The sequence below is a fragment of the Desulfovibrio sp. JC022 genome (assembly GCF_010470665.1).
Lineage (GTDB): Bacteria > Desulfobacterota > Desulfovibrionia > Desulfovibrionales > Desulfovibrionaceae > Maridesulfovibrio.
The window spans coordinates 178,603-200,148 of record NZ_VOPZ01000001.1 but is presented as its reverse complement, the minus strand read 5'-3'; the positions used below and the strand labels follow the sequence as shown (position 1 = coordinate 200,148).

The window sequence follows — 21,546 nt, the reverse complement described above, 5'->3', positions numbered from 1 at the left end:
TTTATAAAATGATATTGACTTTGAATTTCAACATCACTACAAAGCAAGTTAAGTTATCAACCCGATCACAGAATAAAGGAGGACATCATGTCCAAATCACTGATCGTTTACGGCTCAACTACCGGTAATACTGAAACAGCCGCTGAATATGTGGCTGAAGCTTTTGAAAACAAAGAAATCGAAGTAGAACTGAAAAACGTTACTGATGTAAGTGTTGCCGACCTCGGCAACGGCTACGACATTGTACTCTTCGGCTGCTCCACCTGGGGTGAAGAAGAGATCGAATTGCAGGATGACTTTATTCCTCTCTATGATGCCCTTGAAGAAGCTGACTTAAAAGGCAAAAAAGTCTCCGTATTCGGCTGCGGGGATTCCGACTACACTTATTTTTGCGGCGCAGTGGATGCCATTGAAGAAAAACTCGAAAAAATGGGTGCTGTGGTCATAGGCGACAGCCTAAAAGTGGACGGTGACCCGGAGCGGAATGCCATCACTGAATGGGGCAAAGAAATAGCAGAAAAAGTTTAAGCTGAATACTCAGGAATCCTAAACAAAGCCCCCGCACTGATCTCAGTACGGGGGCTTTAAAATTTCCATACAAAATTTATATCTAACTCTCACCCGCCAAAGCACGCTGTACTGAAACCTCCAACATGGTTTTCTGCAAGCGAATACTCTTGGTGTTGCTGTTAAGTACGTCTTCGGTCAGAGAGCGCAGCTTATCCACGGATTCCAGAGAAGCGGTGATAATAAGTTCAGTAGGGATCAACCCTTCGGAACGAACCATCTCTAAAACATTCTCCAGCTTATGGGAAAGCTCCTCAATAACGGTCAGCTTAAGCAGGTTGGACCCGGCCTTGATGGAATGGGCATCCCTGAAAATGGAATTAATCAGCTCCGGAGTAAGATCCGCAGGGCTGTTCTCCAACTGCAAAAGCCCGGTTTCGATATTATCGAGCCGTTCAAGTGTTTCGTCCTGAAAGATGTCCAGTAATCTGTCGCCGGTACTCATTTTATGTATGTCCCACCCGCCATTATGACAGGGGTTGAAAAATATTATTCATCCAAATGCTCTCTCAGGAGCAGTATTAGGGGTTATCTGCCCTAAGCTCAGGCTTTCGTCAACAAATTGCAACCTGAAAGACACCCTTTCAACACAATTTAACAGACTTTCCTTTTTGGCGACAAAATTCTACACTGCCGCCCTCAAGTTTGAGATACTATTAAAAACAATCACCCCTGTCTTTAATTATATTATATTTTTAATCAAGTATAGTGCGGAGTTAAACTAATGGCTTTGATGAGTGTAAGTGATCTTTCCATGACCTTCGGCGGCCCGCAGTTGCTGGACAAAGTTTCCTTTCAAGTGGAAGAGGGGCAGCGGATCTGTATTGTCGGGCGTAACGGTGAAGGCAAGTCCACCCTGCTCCGGCTCATGAGCGGAGACCTCGTAGCTGACGGCGGTAACATTTCTTTTCAGAAAGGGGTCAGCGTGGCTCGCCTTTCCCAGAAAGTGCCTGAAGTGCTGGAAGGAACTATCTTCGAAGTTGTTGCCGGGGGCCTCGGCGATCTGGGTAAAGCACTGACCCGCTACCACACCGTAAGTCTCGAAGTTGCTAACGGCGGCGATGTAACCAAGCTTTCCGAAGTAGAAGAAATCATGGAGAAGCACGGCGGCTGGGAAGCCCTGACCACCATTGAAATGGTCATCTCCCGTCTGTCACTCAGTCCTGAGATGCGCTTTGAAACCCTTTCCGGTGGACTTAAGAGACGCGCCCTGCTGGCCCGCTCACTGGCAAGCAAGCCGGATATCCTTCTGCTTGACGAACCAACCAACCATCTGGATATCGACTCCATTGCCTGGCTTGAAGAATTTCTGGTCAAGAACATCCGCACCCTGATTTTCATCACTCATGATCGCATGTTTCTGCGCAAAATCGCCACCCGGATCATTGAACTGGACCGCGGCAACCTCGCGGATTGGTCCTGCGATTACGACACCTTCCTCAAGCGTAAAGAAGAACTCCTCTCTGCCGAGGAAAAGAACTGGTCCGAATTCGACAAAAAACTGGCCCGCGAAGAAGTATGGATCAGGCAGGGTATCAAGGCCCGCCGCACCCGTAATGAAGGGCGCGTGCGCGCACTCAAAAAACTGCGGGACGAACGCAAACAGCGTCGCGAACGGACTGGAAAAGCCACTATTGAAATTCAGGAGGCAGCACGTTCCGGTAAAGTGGTTGCCGAGACCGTTAATGCCTCCTACTCATGGGATCACAATCCTATCTTCAAGGACCTGTCCACCTCCATCATGCGCGGGGATCGCATCGGTATCATCGGGCCCAACGGGGCGGGAAAGACAACCCTCATCCAAGTGCTGCTGGGTAATCTCAAACCGAATTCAGGCAGCGTTAAGCTGGGAACCAAGCTTGAAATTTCATATTTCGACCAGCACCGCGAACAGCTCGACCCCAACAAATCCGTGCGCGACTCTGTGGCTGACGGAAACGATACCGTAACCATCAATGGTCGCAACAAGCATGTCATGGGTTACCTGAAGGATTTCCTGTTTTCCCCGGACCGGGCTAATTCCCCGGTAAGTGTACTTTCCGGCGGTGAGCGCAACCGTTTACTTTTGGCGCGCCTTTTCACCCGCCCATCCAATCTGCTGATAATGGATGAACCGACAAACGACCTTGACGCCGAAACCCTTGAACTGCTGGAAGACCGCATCATGGAATATCCCGGCACAGTCATCATCGTCAGCCATGACCGTGCGTTCCTGAACAACGTGGTTACCGGGACACTGGCTTTTGACGGAAATGCAAAGGTAAACGACTACGTTGGCGGTTACGACGACTGGGTACGCCAGCGTCCGCAGCTGGAAATGGAAGGCAAGCCCAAAGCCGCCAAGCCCAAACCGAAAAAATCCCCGGACGCACGCCCGGAAAAACTCAGTTATAAGGAACAGCGCGAATTCGAAGCTCTCGAAGTGGAAATCGTCGAGCTTCCCGGAAAAATCGAAGAGCTTGAAGGGTCCATCGAAGAGATACAGACTCTCATGGCCGACCCGGAGTTCTACAAAAAATCCGGCGGAGAAATGGCTGCAACCCAATCTAAACTCGAAAAACTTGAAGAAGAACACGAAACCACCTTCATGCGCTGGGAAGAAGTGGAAGAAAAGCTTGCTGAGTATCGAAAACGGACGGGGAAATAGGCAAACTTGCTATCTTCATAACTCAAGCGTAAATTATCTTGATGAAATCCAAAGCGACTTCTCCTTTCTGGATGCCCATTTATGCATTTCTCGCCACTATTTTGATTGGTGGAATGCTGCTCAAGCTGGACATTTGCCATCCGGGAAAGGAGCTTTCATTTCTTGATGCTGTTTTCACGGCAACCTCAGCAGTCTGCGTAACCGGGCTTGCGGTGGTGGACACCGGGACATTCTTCAGCCGCACCGGGCAGAGTGTCATTCTCTTCCTGATCCAGCTGGGCGGGCTGGGTATTATGACTTATGCCAGTCTGGTAATCTACCTGCTGGGCAAAAAAGTCAGTGCCTCGGACCGTATTGCGGTCAGTCAGACGCTAATTCATGATCCGTCATTTAATATCGGTAAATTCATTGTGGGTGTGGTCACGGCGGTACTTTCCATAGAAGCAATCGGTGCCCTGATGCTTAATAGCATGGACCCGGTAGGATTTTACGGATTCTCAGCGATTTTCCATTCCATTTCGGCCTTCTGTAATGCTGGATTCTCGCTCTATTCGGACAGCCTAACCACATGGAAGGACCACCTTGGAATCAACACGGTCTTCATGGCCCTGATTATTATGGGCGGTCTGGGTTTTTACGTGATGACAGAATTGTGGCAGAAGCTCATGAATTTCATCCGCAGACGCAAAACCGAAATTTCAGCCCATGCCTTAAGCTGGCACACGCGCATTGTACTGGAGACAAGCGTTTTCCTGATTATCGGCGGCGCGCTGGCCATATTTTTTGCTGAAAGCTTCAAAGTCCACAAAGTTGAAGGATCTATGGTCAATGAAATTACAGCCCTGTTCCAGTCTGTGACCTGCCGAACCGCAGGATTCAATAGCATAGACATTTCCGGGCTGACCAATATTTCCCTGCTGATCATGATCGGACTCATGCTCATCGGCGGTTCACCGGGATCATGCGCCGGGGGCTTGAAAACAACTACCTTCCGCACCTGGCTGGGCTTCATCATTTCCAAGATCAAAGGCCATTCGCAGGTGAAAGTAGGCTGGTATGCACTCACAGAAGAAAGCGTTAACCGCGCCCTGACCCTTTTGACCATCGCCAGCGTAATCCTCGGTTCAGCCATCATTCTTCTGAGCATTACCGAAGGAAGCCACCTGCCGCACAGCGAAGTGCGCGGACATTTCATTGAAATCACTTTCGAAGCCATATCCGCCTTTGCAACAGTCGGCCTATCAACCGGAGTAACCCCGGACTTGAGCGGACCCGGAAAATCCATCATAATATTTTTAATGTTCGTAGGAAGACTCGGACCTGTCTGGCTTTTAACAGCCATTAACAGCTGGCAGAAAGAACCACGTTACAGATTACCGGAAGACGATTTACCATTAGGATAGAGAGGCATCTAAATATGACAGAAAAAAAAATAGAAGTAGGCGTTATCGGCCTTGGTAAATTTGGTCTGGAACTGGCCTTGAACCTGCGCAGGCTGGGTCATAACGTTGTGGGCGTGGACACCAGCGAAGAACGGGTCAAGGCTGCCAAGCCATACCTTGCACAGGTTTTTCAGGCCGATGGAACAGACCCCCAAACTCTGGAGCAATTAAGCTTTCAGGATTTCAATTATGTTGTGGTTTCCACTGGCGATTCGCTGGAAGCAAGCGTGCTGGTGGTCCTCAACCTTCAGGAAATCGGGGTCAACAAAATATGGGTCAAGGCTATCAGCGTGGCGCATAAAAAAGTTCTGAGCAAGATGGGTGTGGATTACGTTGTTTTCCCGGAACATTTTGCTGCCAAACAGCTGGCCCATAAACTTTCCACACCGGGCATGGTCGAGTACCTTTCCATGGGTAACGATATCCTGATCAAAGAACGAGAGGCCGCGGACTGGGCCGGAAAAACACTTATCGACCTTGACCTGACCAACAATTATCAGGTGCAGGTCATCGCTATCCGCAAAAATGGATCTGAAGAACTGAATTTCGTGCCCAAGGCCAATAAGCCGCTGGGCGAAAATGATGTGCTGATTATGATCGGAGCGCGGGAAAATCTGCTGAAACTGCCCTAGCAGTTAGAAATCGCCATCAACTTTGTAGAGGTCTTTTTCAATTTCCTTCATCTGCATGTCCTCCTCTTCAAGGGCGATCATGCGGTCCCTGATTTCGTGTGTCTTTTCAATGGCATCGTCAAGCTCCACCCCGGCTGCAACCTGCATCTTGCGAAACAGATTCAGGATGTCACTGCGCAAGGTCTTGCCTTTATCCCCTGCTCCCATTTCACGAAGCATGGTTTCATCTTCTTCGGTTTTTTTGATCAGGTAATGGCAAAACTTCTGGGCTTCCTGAATGCCCCGATTCTTTTCAAGACACATGGTCAGGTGGCGGAAACAATTTTCCCAGTCTCCGGATTCATAATAGGTGCGGGCAATATTGAAAAAAAGATTTTCATCGGCACTGTCGAGATCAACACCCCGATTGTAGTATTGCAGGGCTTCGCGATACATGCCGTTCTTGCGCATGGATATGCCGAAATCATTGAACATGTGTTTATGTTCGGTAGTAAAAGCGGACTTTAGTTGCAGGACTTTTGCAAAAACTTCCTGCGCCCTTTCCACGTCACCTTTCTCGAGATAGGTCAGACCAAGTCCGAAAGTTGCGCGGACATTCTCTTCGTCCACTGCCAGCGCGTCGGCGTACTCCATCTCCGCACTGTAGAACTCGCCCTGCTCACGATGAGCCTCCCCCCTGCTGAGCCGCCCATCCTGCTGTTCCATAGCCGGACGCACATGCTGCTGGTAATAGTCCAGCTCAAGGGAGTAATGGGCTGCAAATTCTCCACTGCTGATTATTTCAGGATCACCTGCCGGAACCCTGTTCTCATTCAGAAGCAGCAGTTCAAAACGTTCATCATCAAGCTTACTGGCCAGCCAGTATTTCTTGCCTTTTGGTTTATGGGAATCCGAACGCAACGACACCACCGTTACGAATTCGGTTTCCTCTTCAACTACCTGATCGGCAGGAGGAGTATAGTCGAATAATGAGGTTCCAGTACTCATTGCATTAGACTCCGGCGACCAAAAAAAAGGTCGGGCTTGAGATTGTTGCAAACCCCTCATCTACACTCACTTGATCGGCATTTAATCCATTTCCATTTAGAGTTCCAGCTACTAAATAAAAAATAAGCTTTCTGTATCTGGAACATCAAAAAGAAATCAGCTAGGCTTCAGCCCGATGCAAAAATACCGTCCAATTTTAATATTAATTACCGCCATCTTTATATTGCACTTTTTCGGGCTAAAAAGCTATGCCCGCAAAACAAATGGTGTCCCGGTTATCCGCTGCAAGCTGGTTACCCAGTTCCCGCATGATGATTCGGCATTCACGCAGGGTTTTTTCTATCACGACGGCTACTTATACGAGAGTACAGGCAAGCGAGGACGCTCCTCACTGCGTAAGATAGAGCTGGAAAGCGGCATTGTGCGTACCATGGTCAAAAATGATGAAAATATTTTCAGTGAAGGTATCTGTTACTGGAACAACAAAATATTCCAGCTAACATGGCGTTCGGGCAAATGTTATATATATGACTCCGCTTCTCTTGCCCGCAAAGGATTCTTCAAATACAAAGGGCAAGGATGGGGCCTGACCACGGATGGACAATTCATATACCAGAGCAATGGTTCTTCAGTGATCACCTTCAGGGACCCCTACGATTTCGCCCGTATCAAAAGATTACGGGTCACCGATGGTATTGCCAATATCCATCGGCTCAATGAACTTGAATATATAAACGGCCTGATTTTCAGCAATATCTGGAAAAAAGACCGCATCGCAGCCATTGATCCCATAAATGGCAAAGTAAAATTCTGGCTTGATATATCCTCCTTACGCCCCCTTGCCGGGGAAAAGGCCGAAGCCGCCAACGGCATTGCCTGGGATGCAGCCGGAAAACGGCTTTTCGTGACCGGAAAATTCTGGAACAAGGTTTTTGAAATTGAACTACCCGCACTTAAAAATTAGCCAGCCCTCAACTGATCAAATGACAATTTCACTGGGAATTTGCGCCGGAGCTTCCTCAGTCAGCATGGTCCTGACCGGGAACGATAACGGCAAAATTGAAATCCTCAAATCAATTTCACTGAACCACGAAGGTAATCCCGCGCAAGCCGTGATTAAAGGATTACAGGAACTGGAATTGCCGCAAGACATCCCGGCTGCCGTAACCGGACGTAAATTCCGCCATCTGCTGGACCTGCCCACCATTTCCGAACCGCAGGCCCTTGAGACTGCCCTTACATATCAAAAGTTCATAGAAGATGGTTACCGCACAGTGCTCAGCGCAGGCGGCGAAACCTTCATGGCCTACCTGCTTGATGCCGACGGTAAGGTGGAAACCGTGCACACCGGTAATAAATGCGCATCCGGTACCGGAGAATTTCTTGTCCAGCAATTGGGACGCATGGGCCTGAACATAGATGACATGTCCACCATGGAAATGAGTGAACCGCATAAGGTTTCCGGGCGCTGTTCGGTATTCTGCAAAAGCGATTGCACCCACGCCCTGAACAAGGGAGTGGAAAAGGAAGCTGTAGTTGCAGGACTGGCCCGCATGATGGCTGGAAAATGCATTGAACTGCTCCGCAAACTGCCTTCGAAAAAAGTAGCCCTGATCGGTAATTGTTCACAGAACAAATTCATGGTCAATGAACTGCGCCGGGAAATCCCGGACCTGCTGCTGCCGGAACACGGGCACTGCTTTGAGGCTCTTGGCGCGGCAATCTGGGCTTCCGAGAACGGCAACCTGCTGCCTGAAGATTGCAACTCTCTCATTCATAGCGGTGATACCGCATTCACCTTTTTGCCACCGCTTAAAAACTTCACTGATTCCGTAAAATTTCATGAGAGTACACAGGCTGAATTCATCCCCGGAAACAAGCTGGCCATAGGTCTTGATGTAGGCTCAACCACAACTAAAGGCGTGCTGCTTGATCTGGAGAGGACCGAAATTATAGGTTCATGCTACCTGCGCACGGACGGCGATCCCATCGGGGCCTCGCGCAAGGTATATGCAAATCTGGCTGCACAAGTGCCTGCCGGAACCACAGCCGAAGTAATGGGCGTAACGGGATCAGGCCGCAACATTGCCGGACTGCATGCGGGAACTGACGGAATCATCAATGAGATCACCGCCCACGCCACTGCTGCTGTGCATTACGATCCAGAGGTGGACACAATTTTCGAAATCGGCGGGCAGGATGCCAAATATACATGGCTAAAAAACTCAGTGCCCTGCGACTACGCCATGAACGAAGCATGCAGTGCCGGAACCGGATCATTTCTGGAAGAAAGTGCCAAAGAAACTTTGGGCATTGATGTAACCGACATTGCCGGGGTGGCCTTTAAAGGACAGAATCCGCCCAACTTCAATGACCAGTGCGCGGCTTTCATTGGATCTGATCTCAAGCTTGCGGCGCAAGAGGGTGTTCCGCTCGAGGATATGGTTGCCGGTCTGGTCTACTCCATCTGTATCAACTACTCCAACCGGGTTAAAGGCAACCGCACTGTCGGGCAGAAAATTTTCATGCAGGGCGGTGTCTGCTATAACAAGGCCGTGCCCACCGCCATGGCTGCGTTAACCGGACAGGAAATCATTGTTCCTCCCCATCCGGGACTTACCGGAGCCTTCGGAGTAGCTCTTGAAGCGGCAAAACGGGCCGAACTGGGCAGCATTGCCAGCGGAAACTTCAACCCCGCCGAACTAGCCAAACGCGAAGTCACTTACAAATCTCCCTTCATCTGCAACGGGGCCGGAAGAGATTGCGACCTCGGCTGTTCCATTGCCCGCATTGAAGTGAAAGGGAAGACCTTCCCGTTTGGCGGTATCTGCAACCGCTTTGATAATTCCAAAGTAGCCAAGGACGCCAAGCCGGAAGAAGACCTCGTGCTCTGGCGGGAAAAACGGGTCTTCCGCGATTTAACTGAACCAGTGGAGGGCCAGCCGGTCATAGGCATGAACCGCTCCCTGCTCATGAATACGTGGTTCCCGCTCTTCAACACTTTTTTCACTAAAATGGGCTTCGGAATCAGGATGCCTGAGAAAATTGATTCTGACGGAATCGAGCAGAAAGGTGCGCCCTTCTGCCATCCGGTGGAACTGGCCCATGGCGGGCTGGGCGAGCTGCTTAAGCTTGAGACGAATCATATTTTCCTGCCCCACCTACGCTCCATGCCGCTCAAAAGCGGTGACCGTTCCTGCACCTGCGTACTGGTTCAGGGAGAACCTTACTATCTGAAATCCGCCTTCCCGGAACTGGAAAATCGCTCCCTGCTAGCCCCGGTCATCCACATGCAGGAAGGTAAAGAGCAATTACGCAAAGCCCTGCTCCACACAGCAGCCAAACTTAAAGTGGACCTTAAACAAGCTTTGGACGCTCTTGAAGCAGCCATCGCCGAACAGGAACAATTCTTTGCCGACCTACGCAACAAGGGCGAAGAGTTCATGTCCGGGCTGGATAAAAACGACAAACAATCCATGGTTCTTTTCGGCAGGCCGTATAATGCATTCAGCTCATGGGCCAACAAATCAATCCCCGCCAAATTTGCCACTCGCGGCGTGAATATCATCCCTTGCGACATGCTTCCTCGCAGTGAAAAATGTGGTGAAGAGCTAAATATGTACTGGGCCACCGGGGAACAGATCATGGACGCCGCAAAACGGGTAGCTGCACATCCCAAGCTATTCGGCACCTACATTACTAATTTTTCCTGCGGACCGGATTCCTTTCTGCTAGGCCATTTCCGCAAAGTCATGGGCCGTAAGCCCTCACTGACTCTTGAACTGGACAGCCACACTGCTGATGCCGGAATTGAAACCCGCATTGAAGCATTTCTTGATATTGTGGACGGTTTTAAACGCTTGGAAGCACCACAGAAATCAACAGAAGATCCATTCCGCCCTGCACGTTGTGAAGCGCAAGACGGAATTACCGGGATAACCGATTCCAAGGGCGAATGGCATGCGGTAAACGATCCGAAAGTAACCCTGCTTATCCCCAGCCTTGGCGAGATCAGCACAGACTTTTTAGCTGCATCCATGCAACGGGACAACATTCGCTACAAAGTGCTGCCCCATGCCGACGAAGCCGCCCTGAAAATGGGCCGCAACAATTCATCCTGCAAGGAATGTCTGCCCCTGCAACTGACTGCCGGGGCTTTGCTGGAATATCTGGAAAATCGAGCAGAAGATGAACTGACCCTCTTTCTGATGCCCAAGGCCAAAGGCCCCTGCCGCTTCGGGCAATATTCAGTGTTCATGAATGACCTCATCGAACGGCTGGAAATCCCGGATCTGGCCATCTTCGCCCCCAGCTCAACTGACGGCTACGGAGGCCTCAGCACCGGGGTGACTCTCGGCATGTGGCAGGGCATTGTTACCGGGTCCATTCTTGAGGACATCCACGCCACCATCGCAACTGCTGCAGTGGATAAAGATGCTGCCCTAAAACTTTTCTGGGAAGTCCGCCAAGACCTGCTGGGTGCAATGAAAAGCTGGAAGGAATTCTCCAAAGCCTTGCGCAAAGCGGCAAATGCTCTTTCCAAAATCAAACTGGCAAAACCAGTTCAGGAATACCCGGTCATTTCCCTGCTGGGTGAAATATACGTGCGCCATGATCCGCTGGCTCGGCGCAGCCTGCCGGAAAAATTGACTGAGCAGGGCTTTATTGTACGAGTAGCCCCGGTGCTGGAATGGATGAAATACACTGACTGGCTGAACCGCAAAAGCATTGAGGGCAAGGCCGAACTCAAAACCCTGATCACACAGGGTGTGAAATCATATTTTGAACGACGCATCCGCCATATTCTTGGGAAAAGCGGCATGCTCTTCTATCCCGGACCAAACGTGCGCGAAGTGGTCAGCCACGGTAAACCGCATATTTCTGAACAACTTACCGGGGAAGCAATCCTCACCGTTGGCACATCTTTGCATGAGATAATGTCCCCCTCCTGCGGGGTTATCTCCATCGGTCCCTTCGGATGCATGCCCTCGCGGGTGGCCGAGGCAGTACTCAATGAAAAATTCCGGGCCGGATCAGCCGGCAGAAAAGCAACTTCAGTACTTGAGACAGACTCACGACTACCCTTCTTAGCCATTGAAACAGATGGTAATCCCTTTCCTCAGCTCATTGAGGCCCGCTTGGAAGCTTTCTGCCTGCAAGCCAGAAGGTTGCATGAACGGATGACCGCATCCATAAACAAAGATTCGTAGCCCCTTAGTTCTTCTTGATATAGCACAAGCTATTATGATACCACCTCTCAGGACAAAATGAAGCGGAAACGCTTTTCCGGGGAGGAATACGTTGAATAGAAAAATCGTAGGCGTGGGCCTGTTAATCCTGCTTATTACAATATGCGGATGCAGAGCAGCGCGATCTATAAAAACAAATATCAAAGAAACTGTAATTTCCTCCGATCCCGAGGATAAATTTTCTCAGGCACTGGACCGCAATAAATTTCCGAAGCTGAAAAGATCTGGCTCGATAACCGGAATTATTTCCTTGAAAATCCGGAAGCCATGGAAGAAATCACCAAAGCAGCTTCCAATCTAAAAAACCGTTATCGCCCCAAAATTTCCGCAGCCACCACAAATATCCTTTCCATCCACTGGCCTGAAAAATCCGGCAAGTGGACCCTGATCCGCCTAAAACTCGACAATGCCCGTGACCTCATTGAGGAAATCGAATCCAGCACAATCTTAAGTGATCTGGGCCAGACTCCCCCCAAGCTGTCCAAGTTGAAAAAGAAATTTCACGAAAAAGAATCTAAAATCAGGGCCAATGCGTTAGCCCAGTTTAAGAAATATCCACTGAAAACCGGACCGAATTTTTTTTCCATCTACCCCGTACAGCTGGATGAGAAGAAATTTCTCAAATCGCAAGCCGCTCTGCTTGAGCGCACTGTAGGTTCCGCACATGGAAACGGCGTACCGCACATGATCAAAGAGTACGGCGACGTTATCCCGGCGAAAACCCTGCGTAATCTGGAAGGCAATTACTTCCGCGACCTGCTCAAAAAGGAAGCCAATGGCAAAAAGCCATCTTTCCGTACGGTCATCAAAACCATGAAGGAAGCCCAAAAACGCGGTTTCCCGGTCACCGAAGTGCCGGACTGCAAGATCGCTTTTGTACGCGTGACCAGTAAAACCTTGATGAAAGAACACGGCATTGAGTTCGGCTTAGGATTTGATGTGGACCTGCCCATGGAAACCGAAACACTGGCCAAGACCCACATGTTCAACTCCAAGACCGCCAAAGACGCAGACGTGGTCATCCTCATCAACGAAGTGGTATCCAAAATTGATCGCAAAACTTTTCGTCCCAAATCATACCGCAGCAAATGGATCACTGGATATCAGGAAGGCTACAACCATGCTTACGATCAAGCCCAGCTACGACTGGAGCAATTGAAACTGAAACGGCAAGAGCTTAACGAACGCAACAACTCCCACATTCTGGGCTGGTTCGGAGCAAACGATATAACTTCTGCTGCACACATGGCGGCAATTGAGGAAAAAAAATACAACGAAGCCGTAGCCAACGCCACTAACATTCCAAAAGTAATAGATAAGCCCATCTACGTTAATTACAGCTTCCGGGTTGTACCGCTGCGGACAACTAAAGTCGCTTCGGTGCAATATGTGATAATCGACCGCAAGTCCCGCACCTACTTCACTGACTTTTTTGATATTGTTAAGGAAAGAAATTTCAAAGTAGCCTACGGTATCCAGCCGGATGATCCGGACACGAACGCCCATAAAAACCGCTTCAATACAGAAAAAGAAGTGCGTAATTGGGAAAAGCAAGCTGTCCCGGTACGTCTTTCCGACATGCTCAACTTTTATCTGGATCACGAAGAAAAAGACAAAAAGTACCGCAGCATGGCCCGGGTTCAAAACACGATACTCAATAATCGCAACAAGGCTTTGGCAGAATTCTATAGCGATGAATACGATTCCGATACTGGAAATGATCCGCGCTTTGATTCCACTGTTATGGTTTTAGGGCCGGATGCTTGGAGTCTTGGAAGCGGCTTTTTTGTAACCGACAACATTATTCTGACCAATCATCATGTTGTCGAGGGGCATGATCTTGTAGAAATTAAACTGCATAACAACATGGAAGCCTTCGGCAAAGTTATGGCTGTAGATCTGTATCGAGACCTCGCTCTGGTCAAAATCAATGCTCACGGCAAACCTGTACGCTTTTACACCAAAAACAAACTACCCAGCGGTGTAACTCTTGAAGCTATCGGTCACCCAAAAGGGTTTCCTTTCACTATAACCAGAGGTGTTTTCGGGGCTTACCGGAACATGCTGACTAAAAATCTGCCCTCTCGCCGCGTCAAAGTTCGCTACATCCAAACTGATACAGCTATTAACAAAGGCAACTCCGGCGGTCCGTTATTTTACAAAAACAAAGTAGTCGGTGTTAACACTTGGAAAAGAATTGACCAGGATGTCGACAATCTAGCTTTCGCTGTACATTACTCTGAAATAATAAATTTTTTGAAACAATACGGCATTAAATACCGCAAATAAGGAGCCTTGAATTGAATAAAAAACGAATTATCCTCATCATGTCAGTGGCAATGATCATGGCTCTGGTACTCATGACCGGCTGCCGCAGCAAGCAACGCATGGGTATGGTTCGCGATCAAAAGACCGGACTCCTCTATGGCTCCGTGACCAACAGCAATTTTGTTATCGACCCGTCCCAGTTTGATACCCCGGTCTTAAAGCTGACCATTCGCAACACTTCCGGCGATCCGGCGATAAACATCAAAGCTCTGCGCAAAACCATTGAAGCTGCATATATTGATAAAGGTTACAAAATAGCTAAAAAGGGAAAATATTCCATGCACTTGGATATCAACCTGCGCTATTCCGGGCAAATTTCACAGAACATGGTTGATGAGATCAGCCTCTGGGGTGGAACAGGCGGGGCTTATATGGGAGCCAGTTTAGGCCAGAATCTTGACTCTCTAGTGCTAGGTTCCGCATCTGGTGCGGCCATCGGAGCAATCATAGGACAGTACACAACACAGGACACCTATATCATGGTGGCAGATGTGGTGCTCGGTATTGTAGATAAATACGCAAAAAAACGTAGGTATGTGGTCCAATTCGAAGATACCCAGATTAAATGGGATGACGAAGATGACGGGTTCACTTCCTACCGTTCCCGCGAACGCATACAGCTGGCCGTTTATGCCGGAGGAGACAACACCCCGCAAAGCAAAATCGTGCGCGGGGTGACCTTGCGGTTTAAGAGAATTTTGCAGGATATTATTTAAAGAATCCCAAAACTTTTTATTATGCTATCGCAGACAGCTCGGTAAACTGTCTTTCACATAAAAAAGGCAGCAATAGGCTTGATACTATTGCTGCCTTCTTTTTTATACATCATCAAACCGAGTACGCACGTCATTCAGCCCCTCGCGATACCCTTTGGCATCACCGTAAGGAAAGAAATGACGATAACGACTGTGTACGGACTTTACCGGACGGGCATGCCTGATCGGGCACCAGTACTGCTCAGTACGGGCTGCGACCTCGCGCACAAAACCGATCAAGCCGTTAAAATATCCACAATAGTAACAGTTCACCTTTTCGATCAGGTTCAGGTACTTCAGACTATGACGGTCAATAACAACATAATCGCGACGTTTCACACGGGGAATGCCGTACACCGGGAAACACATCAGCTGATAAAGCCAGACAGCCACATCAATCATCAGGGCCGGGATAAGCGGCATAAAAATAAAGGGCAGCGTGAGCATAACCCAAACCCCGGAATCATAAACATAATCGCTCCACTTGGCAGCCAGTTCACGGTGCGCTGCGCGCACTTCCTCGCTGAAGCGGACCTTTTTCTCCTGCACGGTGTATAGGAACTCGCTTTTAATATCGCGCAGTTCAACGCGCAGTTCCTTTTCCAGCACATCTATCCTGCCGAGGATTTCATCGATTCTGCTCATGCGGCACCTTCCTTTTTTCAGTCACAGGTTCAGATACAGTATCCGGGATGAGGCCCGGTTTCAGGTGTCATTGAGTATAGTTAGATAAGAAAATTGTGGGATTGGCAAGAGAATTTGGCGGAAGGCAATAGAAAAGCCGCATGAAACAATATGTTTCAAACGGCTTTTCATGACTTACTTAAACGTAAACCGCAATATCACCAGGATTAGTATTATCTACAGCAGAGATTGCGTCACTATCTGCATCAAGAGTCGCGATAAGCACACCGGAACTGGATGATCCACTTCCATCTGCATCGTAATAAAGTTCTTTATCTGAAGTATCGTAAATGAACTGCGCTCCGGCACCAGTTCCAGTTGATCCATCGTAACCGTTCACCGTGCCAAAAGTCCAAGTGGAATTAAATCCTCCGTTACCGGAAAAATAAAACTTATCGACACCACTTTCAAAGCCGTAAACAGTATCGCCGCCTTCACTTGGAGCAGTTGTAGTATAGTTAAAAACATCATTTCCTGCACCACCGTACAGATGGTCTGAAGCCTCACCGCCTGTTAAGGTATCATCGCCCTGCCCACCCATTAGGGTGTTGCTGGCAGCATTACCGGTAATTGTATCAGCAGAGTTGGTCCCAATAAAATGGTTGATTTCATGCAAGGTGTCTTTGTCGCTGGTCCCAAGCTTAGTCAGATTGTCTGAAGAACTATCCAATTTAACAGAAACGCCATTACTCCCCTCTGCATAAGAAGCCCAGTTTTCCTGTCCGGAAAAACCAGTCAAGACATCACTGCCGCTACTACCATAAAAAGTAGTAGGTGCTGCCATATTCCCGGAAAGCGTATCGTTGTAACTGGAGCCTTTCAAGGCTTCAATTCCAACGAAAAAATCTGTTTCACCATCACTTACTGCGGTTCCGGCACTGATATAGGCATCAACACCGGCACTGGCATCTTCAAAGGAAAGTATATCAATCCCGTCTCCACCGGTTATGGTATCTAAACCATGCCCACCGCTGATGGTATCATCTCCGGCACCGCCGGAAATGGTATCGTTACCGCAATTACCATAAATAGTATCATTACCGGTGTTACCATGGAGCACATCGTTAGCTTCCTGACCACTTATGTAATCATTTCCGGCCAGACCGTCGTAGTAATCAACGGCATCGGTTCCAACCCATGAATCATCACCGCTGGTGCCGTAAATCCAATTATTACCGTCACTGTCAGTAACAGTCTGTCCTTCGGCTTCAGGGGGAACTTCAGGATTAATAAGATCATCAATCAGGTCTTCGGCAAGGCTTTGCAGATTATGCAAAAGATGCTGAGCTGCGGCCAGATTCCCAGTCTCTAAAGCACCAAAAATCTGCCCGGCAAGCTGCTGAAGTTCTCCTTGAATAACAGCCACGGGAACGTCTCCGCCCAATATTGCCCCGGCTTCAATTGCTGTCTGTAAACCGGTCTGATGCGCGGCAAGTGCACCGGCAGGATCAATAACACCGATACCCGGATCAAGCACACCCTGACCGGGTATTGCCGGACCTCCGGTTTCGCCGCCTTCGGAATCGCCCTGCGGATCTCCATCTTCGCCCTGTGCTTCCTGTCCCTGATCATCAGGATTCTGATCCTGCGGATCATCCTGCTGCTGCTCTTCCTGACGCTGCTGCTGGATTTCCTGCTCCTGACGGATAGCAGAAGGCGCAATTTCACGGAAAGAACTCAGTTCGCGTGCGGTCATGGGGCGAACACTGCCCAGCTGACCGGACATGGCGATATCAACCAACTCACGGGCATTGGAGATCATCCTGATCTCGCCGCTTATGGACTGGACCAGCAAAGCCTTACCGGCATGAATCTCTTCCACACCGATCTTCTGCCCGCCGCCGGGGGTAATTTCACTGACAATGGTGGTACCGCGAATACCGATGGTGGCAAGCGGAGTACCGACTTGGAAACGGTCAGGATTCTGCTCGGCAATCTTACCGGTCACCAAACGGAAAGTACCCTGACTCATTTTGAAGAGCAGCTCCGCATCTGAAGCGGAATCATCAAAAACATAATCGTCGAGGGAAATCACGGAATCCGCGCCCTGAGAGAGCAGGGTATCATCTACAAAACGGATTTCCGCAGTACTGCCAGCCCCGGTAACAAGCTCCTCACCCCTGAAAACCTCAGCACCGGACTCGACCTGACGGATGCCCGATTCTGAACGCAGGAAAACTTCACCCTCAGCGGCGAGAACTACACCGATTGAATTTTGATCTACTTCGGCAGGCATAACACCCTCTACTTTTTATAAGTACTCCACCTTTATCAAATATTAATACATTTTAAGCATGGAAGTCAACAAACAGTCATTTCGTTACACTAATTATCGCATTCAAAAACAAACTCACACAACACAAACTACAACTAAACAAACGCAAACCACTTCAAACACTAACAACAATAAACCAAAAATCGCATCATAATACCAAAAATCACTACCACACACCTCTACTTTACATACATCCATGCAAATTTACACATTAGTAGCAATCAACTCATCTCACCACTTTCAACATATATATCTCCTACTACAACAGCATCACCAACCACAGTAGCGATCAATGCGTGATCGGAACTGATAAAGCTTCCATCAGGGTCATACCAGAGCTGACCATTGTCCGAATCAAAAACAAAATAAGCAGTTCCGTCAGCCGGACCGGTCTGACCGTCATAAGAAACCCCGCTTCCGGGAGTGACATCAATAAAAGTAAAACTTGAGTCGAAAGATGAAGAGAAATGAAAACCATCATCCGCACTTACAAATCCGGTAATGGTATCCCCGCCTTCTACTGCGGAAGCATAGGAAAAAGTATCATTTCCGGTGCCACCGGAAAGATAGTCAGCACCTCCGGCACCGGTAAGGGTATCGTCCCCGGCACCGCCAGTCAGCGAATTGGAAGCACTACATCCGTTGAGCACATCGTTGTTATCAGTACCGATGACATTTTCTATACTGATAACAGTGTCAGTATTGGAACCGCCCGAGACAGTTTCTGCTGCAAGATCAACCTGCACAGCCGATCCACCTTCGTAGGAAACAGTGTCATTACCAGCTCCACCATTCATGATATCGCCATTCTGGCCGCCGAAGATAAGGTCATTCCCGTCCCCGCCATTGATGCTATCTACATTCTGTCCCCCGTAAATAGTATCATTACCACCGCCACCATCAATGGAGTCATCGCCGTTACCGCCGTAGATGGTATCGTTGCCGAGTCCGCCGAGCAAAGTATCCACACCCTGCTTACCGTCAATGGTGTCATCGCCCCCACGACCATCGTAATAATTAGTCTTGGAGTCTCCCACCCAGCTTTCACCAGTTTCAGCACCATAAATCCAACTCACTCCAGAACCAGCTATAGCTGTGCCGTCTACGGTAATATCAGCTTCTTGCACTGAATCTCCACCAACGGTGCTTATCAGGGTATGACCGCCTGCATCCACTCCGTTGGAATCATACCAGAGCTTACCGTCGATATCGAAAACAAAGGCCGGACCGCTGCTCAAACCTGCGTCGGTTCCACCATAGCTACCGCCTACAGCCAGAAAGATGGACGTTTCGCTAAAGCTATTGCTATCAAAGTCAATGGTATCATCAGCACTGGAGAAGTTCTGCAACTGCTCACCAGCCAACCCCTCTGCCTCGGTAAAATGGAAGATATCCTGTCCGCTGCCACCGTCAAGAGTGTCTGCTCCTGCTCCGCCTTCAATCAGGTCATTGCCCTCTCCACCGGTGATGGAATCATTATCAGCACCACCCAGCAACGTGTCATTACCAAGTCCACCGCTGATCAAATCCGCACCAGCTGCGCCGTCCAGATAATCGTTGCCGCCAAGCCCGGTCAGCGTATCGCTACCGCTGGTTCCGGTTACGCTCATTCCGGCTCCGGCTATGACTGCGTCGTCCACAGTAATATCCGAGGCCGTAACTGAATCGCCGCTAACGGTAGAAATCAAAGTATGCCCGCCGACAGTGGCGCCGTTGGAATCGTACCAGAGCTTGCCATCGGAATCGAAAATAAAAGCAGGTCCGCTGCCCAGAGCAGCATCGGTTCCTGTGTAGCTGCTGCTCACTGCGGCAAAGTCAGCAGACTGGCTAAAATTGCCACTGCTGAAATCAATCGTATCATCAGTACTGGAAAAGTTCTGCAATTGCTCACCAGTCAGACCTTCCGCCTCGGTAAAACGGAAAGTATCCTGACCGCTGCCACCGTCAAGAGTGTCTGCTCCTGCTCCGCCATCGAGAGTATCAGCACCGGTTCCACCATCAATGGAATCATTACCGCCTCCACCGGTGATGGAATCATTGCCATCCAGACCACTGAGAGTATTGGCTGCGCCGTCACCAGTCAGAGTGTCACCACTATTGCTTCCGACAAGATTCTCTACTCCACTTAAGGAATCATCGTAAGTGCCACCGGAAACGACTCCGGTTGCCAGATTGGCATTAACTCCACGCCCACTCACATTCACATAAGAAACAGTATCAGTCCCGATTGAACCGATAATGGTATCACCATCCTGAATAGAATAGATGTAATCATCACCAGCTCCACCATCAACAACATCACGACCTGCATCACCATAGATCCGGTCATCTCCCAGACCACCGACAATAGAATCTGCACCGCTTAACCCGGTGAGAATGTTTGCTGCATCGTCACCGGTCAGAGTGTCAGCACTATTGGTTCCGACAAGATTCTCTATTCCACTCAAGGAATCGTCGTAATCACCGCCTGAAACGGTTCCGGTTGCCAGATTGGCATTAACTCCGCGTTCAACGACATAGAGATAGGATACAGTGTCAGTCCCGGTTGAGCCGATAATGGTATCGCCGTCCTGAAGCGCAAAAATGTAATCGCTGTCAGCTCCGCCATCGATGACATCACGCCCGGCACCACCATAAATCTGGTCATTACCGGCCCCGCCTTCAATACTGTCATCACCGAGGCAACCATAGACAGTATCGTTACCGTCACCGCCCTTCAGCGTATCAGCACTTTCCTTTCCGTCTATCTCGTCATCGCCGCCGCGACCATCATAGTAATCCGTATTCTCTGTTCCGGTCCAACTATCAGCATTTTCAGTTGCGTCACCCCAGTCAATTTCATTATCTGCGGAACTGGTGTCATCGCCAGCACTGCCAGCAGTAGTATCATCAGTCGTTGCTCCTAAACCTGCATCAGCACCTTCAACGAGTTCATCAATATCTTCATCGCCCTTATCGCCGTCGCCATCAGAATCACCAACCGGATCGCCCGTAATCTCACCGCTTAATTCTTCAAGCAACTCAGCTACAACTTCCACATCCCCTTCTGCCAGAGCTTCAAAAATTTCTTCGGCAGCAGCCAGGAGAGTGGAATCTATAACATCTAAACCGGCGAAAACGCCCGCATCAGCGGAAAGCACACCTTCCCCGCCCAGAACATCCGCATCGGGATCACCCCCACCTTCACCTTGAAACTCTTCACCGCCCTGCTGTTCTTCACCGCCCTGCTGCTCTTCACCACCCTGCTGCTCTTCGTCACGTTGCTCCTGTATGATCTGCTCCTCCCGGATTGCAGCGGGAGCTATGGACTGAAACTGTTCCAATTCATTAACAGTCATAACCCGGACACTGCTCATCATCCCAGAGCTTGCAATATCCACCAAGGCACGCGGAGATGATATCTGACGAAGCGAGCCATCAATACTTTGGACCAATAAAGCCCTTCCGCTGTGAATTTCTTCCACACCGTGCTTTTCGCCTTCAGAGCCGATCTCATGAACTGTGGTGGTTCCGCGAATACCTATAGTGGCAAGAGGGGAACCGATTTTGAAACGGTCCGGGTTCTGCTCAGCAATCTTTCCGGTGACCATACGAAAAGTCCCGGTCCCCATCTTAAAGAACAGGTCCGAAGAGGATTCATCAACTTCATCATAAATATAATCATCTAGGGAGATGGCGGACTCGGCACCCTGAGAAAGGAGAGTATCATCAACAAAACGAACTTCGACCTGCCCGTCAACTCCTGTCACCAGCTCATCTCCACGAAAAACCGACGAGCCGGACTCTACCACCCTCAAGCCGTCAGAAGACTTAAGAAAAACCTCACCGCTTACCGTGAGAACAACGCCGATAGCGTCATGAATGGCAGTTTCAGGGGACATAGCAAACCCCGCAGGTAAAAATTACAGTACATAAGTATGATAATATTTTTATTTACTTTTGCAAGCACCTCAGGTAGTTTTTATAGTTTTTTTATTATA

General features: G+C 49.2%; 13 protein-coding genes. 8 read left to right on the top strand and 5 right to left on the bottom strand.

Annotated features, from left to right (window positions below):
• Positions 1–87: 87 nt before the first annotated feature.
• On the top strand, positions 88–528 hold the full coding sequence (locus tag FMS18_RS00820; RefSeq protein ID WP_163291843.1) for a flavodoxin: 441 nt from the start codon (positions 88–90) through the stop codon (positions 526–528).
• An 82-nt stretch (positions 529–610) separates the two neighbouring features.
• Here FMS18_RS00820 and FMS18_RS00815 read toward each other — a convergent pair whose 3' ends face one another.
• Positions 611–1,012, bottom strand: coding sequence for an Hpt domain-containing protein (locus FMS18_RS00815; RefSeq protein WP_163291842.1), 402 nt, complete (start codon positions 1,010–1,012; stop codon positions 611–613).
• A 279-nt stretch (positions 1,013–1,291) separates the two neighbouring features.
• On the opposite strand from FMS18_RS00815, the gene FMS18_RS00810 reads away from it, so the two are divergent.
• Genes FMS18_RS00810 through FMS18_RS00800 form a run of 3 tightly spaced genes read left to right on the top strand, consistent with a single transcriptional unit; the run spans position 1,292 to position 5,288 of the window.
• Positions 1,292–3,214: an ATP-binding cassette domain-containing protein gene (locus FMS18_RS00810; protein WP_163291841.1), complete on the top strand. Its 1,923-nt coding sequence runs from the start codon at positions 1,292–1,294 to the stop codon at positions 3,212–3,214.
• Between the two features lie 41 nt (positions 3,215–3,255).
• Positions 3,256–4,617 (top strand): TrkH family potassium uptake protein, encoded by a 1,362-nt coding sequence (locus tag FMS18_RS00805; RefSeq protein ID WP_163291840.1) that lies wholly within the window; start codon positions 3,256–3,258, stop codon positions 4,615–4,617.
• 14 nt (positions 4,618–4,631) lie between these two features.
• Complete coding sequence (locus FMS18_RS00800) at positions 4,632–5,288, top strand: TrkA family potassium uptake protein (protein WP_163291839.1); 657 nt, start codon at positions 4,632–4,634, stop codon at positions 5,286–5,288.
• Positions 5,289–5,291: 3 nt separating this feature from the next.
• Here the strand turns inward: FMS18_RS00800 and FMS18_RS00795 are convergent, their stop codons facing one another.
• Positions 5,292–6,275 (bottom strand): tetratricopeptide repeat protein, encoded by a 984-nt coding sequence (locus FMS18_RS00795; RefSeq protein ID WP_163291838.1) that lies wholly within the window; start codon positions 6,273–6,275, stop codon positions 5,292–5,294.
• A gap of 175 nt (positions 6,276–6,450) precedes the next feature.
• Between FMS18_RS00795 and FMS18_RS00790 the strand changes: the two genes are divergently transcribed.
• From FMS18_RS00790 to traT, 4 genes are all read left to right on the top strand, one after another.
• A complete protein-coding gene (locus FMS18_RS00790) occupies positions 6,451–7,239 on the top strand; it encodes a glutaminyl-peptide cyclotransferase (protein WP_163291837.1) in 789 nt (262 codons plus the stop codon).
• Between the two features lie 19 nt (positions 7,240–7,258).
• Entirely contained in the window at positions 7,259–11,485 is a 4,227-nt protein-coding gene (locus FMS18_RS00785) for an acyl-CoA dehydratase activase (RefSeq protein WP_163291836.1), read from the top strand.
• Between the two features lie 306 nt (positions 11,486–11,791).
• Positions 11,792–13,813, top strand: coding sequence for a S1C family serine protease (locus tag FMS18_RS00780; protein ID WP_239060907.1), 2,022 nt, complete (start codon positions 11,792–11,794; stop codon positions 13,811–13,813).
• 11 nt (positions 13,814–13,824) lie between these two features.
• Positions 13,825–14,568, top strand: coding sequence for a complement resistance protein TraT (gene traT / locus FMS18_RS00775; RefSeq protein ID WP_239060906.1), 744 nt, complete (start codon positions 13,825–13,827; stop codon positions 14,566–14,568).
• 102 nt (positions 14,569–14,670) lie between these two features.
• Here the strand turns inward: traT and FMS18_RS00770 are convergent, their stop codons facing one another.
• From FMS18_RS00770 to FMS18_RS00760, 3 genes are all read right to left on the bottom strand, one after another.
• Positions 14,671–15,252 (bottom strand): hypothetical protein, encoded by a 582-nt coding sequence (locus FMS18_RS00770; RefSeq protein ID WP_163291835.1) that lies wholly within the window; start codon positions 15,250–15,252, stop codon positions 14,671–14,673.
• Between the two features lie 178 nt (positions 15,253–15,430).
• Positions 15,431–17,527 (bottom strand): FecR domain-containing protein, encoded by a 2,097-nt coding sequence (locus FMS18_RS00765; protein WP_163291834.1) that lies wholly within the window; start codon positions 17,525–17,527, stop codon positions 15,431–15,433.
• A 260-nt stretch (positions 17,528–17,787) separates the two neighbouring features.
• The gene (locus FMS18_RS00760) at positions 17,788–21,447 is read right to left on the bottom strand and encodes a FecR domain-containing protein (RefSeq protein WP_163291833.1); all 3,660 of its coding nucleotides are present in this window, start codon (positions 21,445–21,447) and stop codon (positions 17,788–17,790) included.
• Positions 21,448–21,546: the final 99 nt, after the last annotated feature.

Coding starts and splice junctions, on each gene's coding strand:
- FMS18_RS00785 (WP_163291836.1), top strand. CDS start 7,259: ATGACAATTTCACTGGGAATTTGCGCCGGAGCTTCCTCAGTCAGCATG.
- FMS18_RS00820 (WP_163291843.1), top strand. CDS start 88: ATGTCCAAATCACTGATCGTTTACGGCTCAACTACCGGTAATACTGAA.
- FMS18_RS00810 (WP_163291841.1), top strand. CDS start 1,292: ATGGCTTTGATGAGTGTAAGTGATCTTTCCATGACCTTCGGCGGCCCG.
- FMS18_RS00765 (WP_163291834.1), bottom strand. CDS start 17,527: ATGCCTGCCGAAGTAGATCAAAATTCAATCGGTGTAGTTCTCGCCGCT.
- FMS18_RS00795 (WP_163291838.1), bottom strand. CDS start 6,275: ATGAGTACTGGAACCTCATTATTCGACTATACTCCTCCTGCCGATCAG.
- FMS18_RS00800 (WP_163291839.1), top strand. CDS start 4,632: ATGACAGAAAAAAAAATAGAAGTAGGCGTTATCGGCCTTGGTAAATTT.
- FMS18_RS00815 (WP_163291842.1), bottom strand. CDS start 1,012: ATGAGTACCGGCGACAGATTACTGGACATCTTTCAGGACGAAACACTT.
- FMS18_RS00790 (WP_163291837.1), top strand. CDS start 6,451: ATGCAAAAATACCGTCCAATTTTAATATTAATTACCGCCATCTTTATA.
- FMS18_RS00760 (WP_163291833.1), bottom strand. CDS start 21,447: ATGTCCCCTGAAACTGCCATTCATGACGCTATCGGCGTTGTTCTCACG.
- FMS18_RS00770 (WP_163291835.1), bottom strand. CDS start 15,252: ATGAGCAGAATCGATGAAATCCTCGGCAGGATAGATGTGCTGGAAAAG.
- FMS18_RS00805 (WP_163291840.1), top strand. CDS start 3,256: ATGAAATCCAAAGCGACTTCTCCTTTCTGGATGCCCATTTATGCATTT.
- FMS18_RS00780 (WP_239060907.1), top strand. CDS start 11,792: ATGGAAGAAATCACCAAAGCAGCTTCCAATCTAAAAAACCGTTATCGC.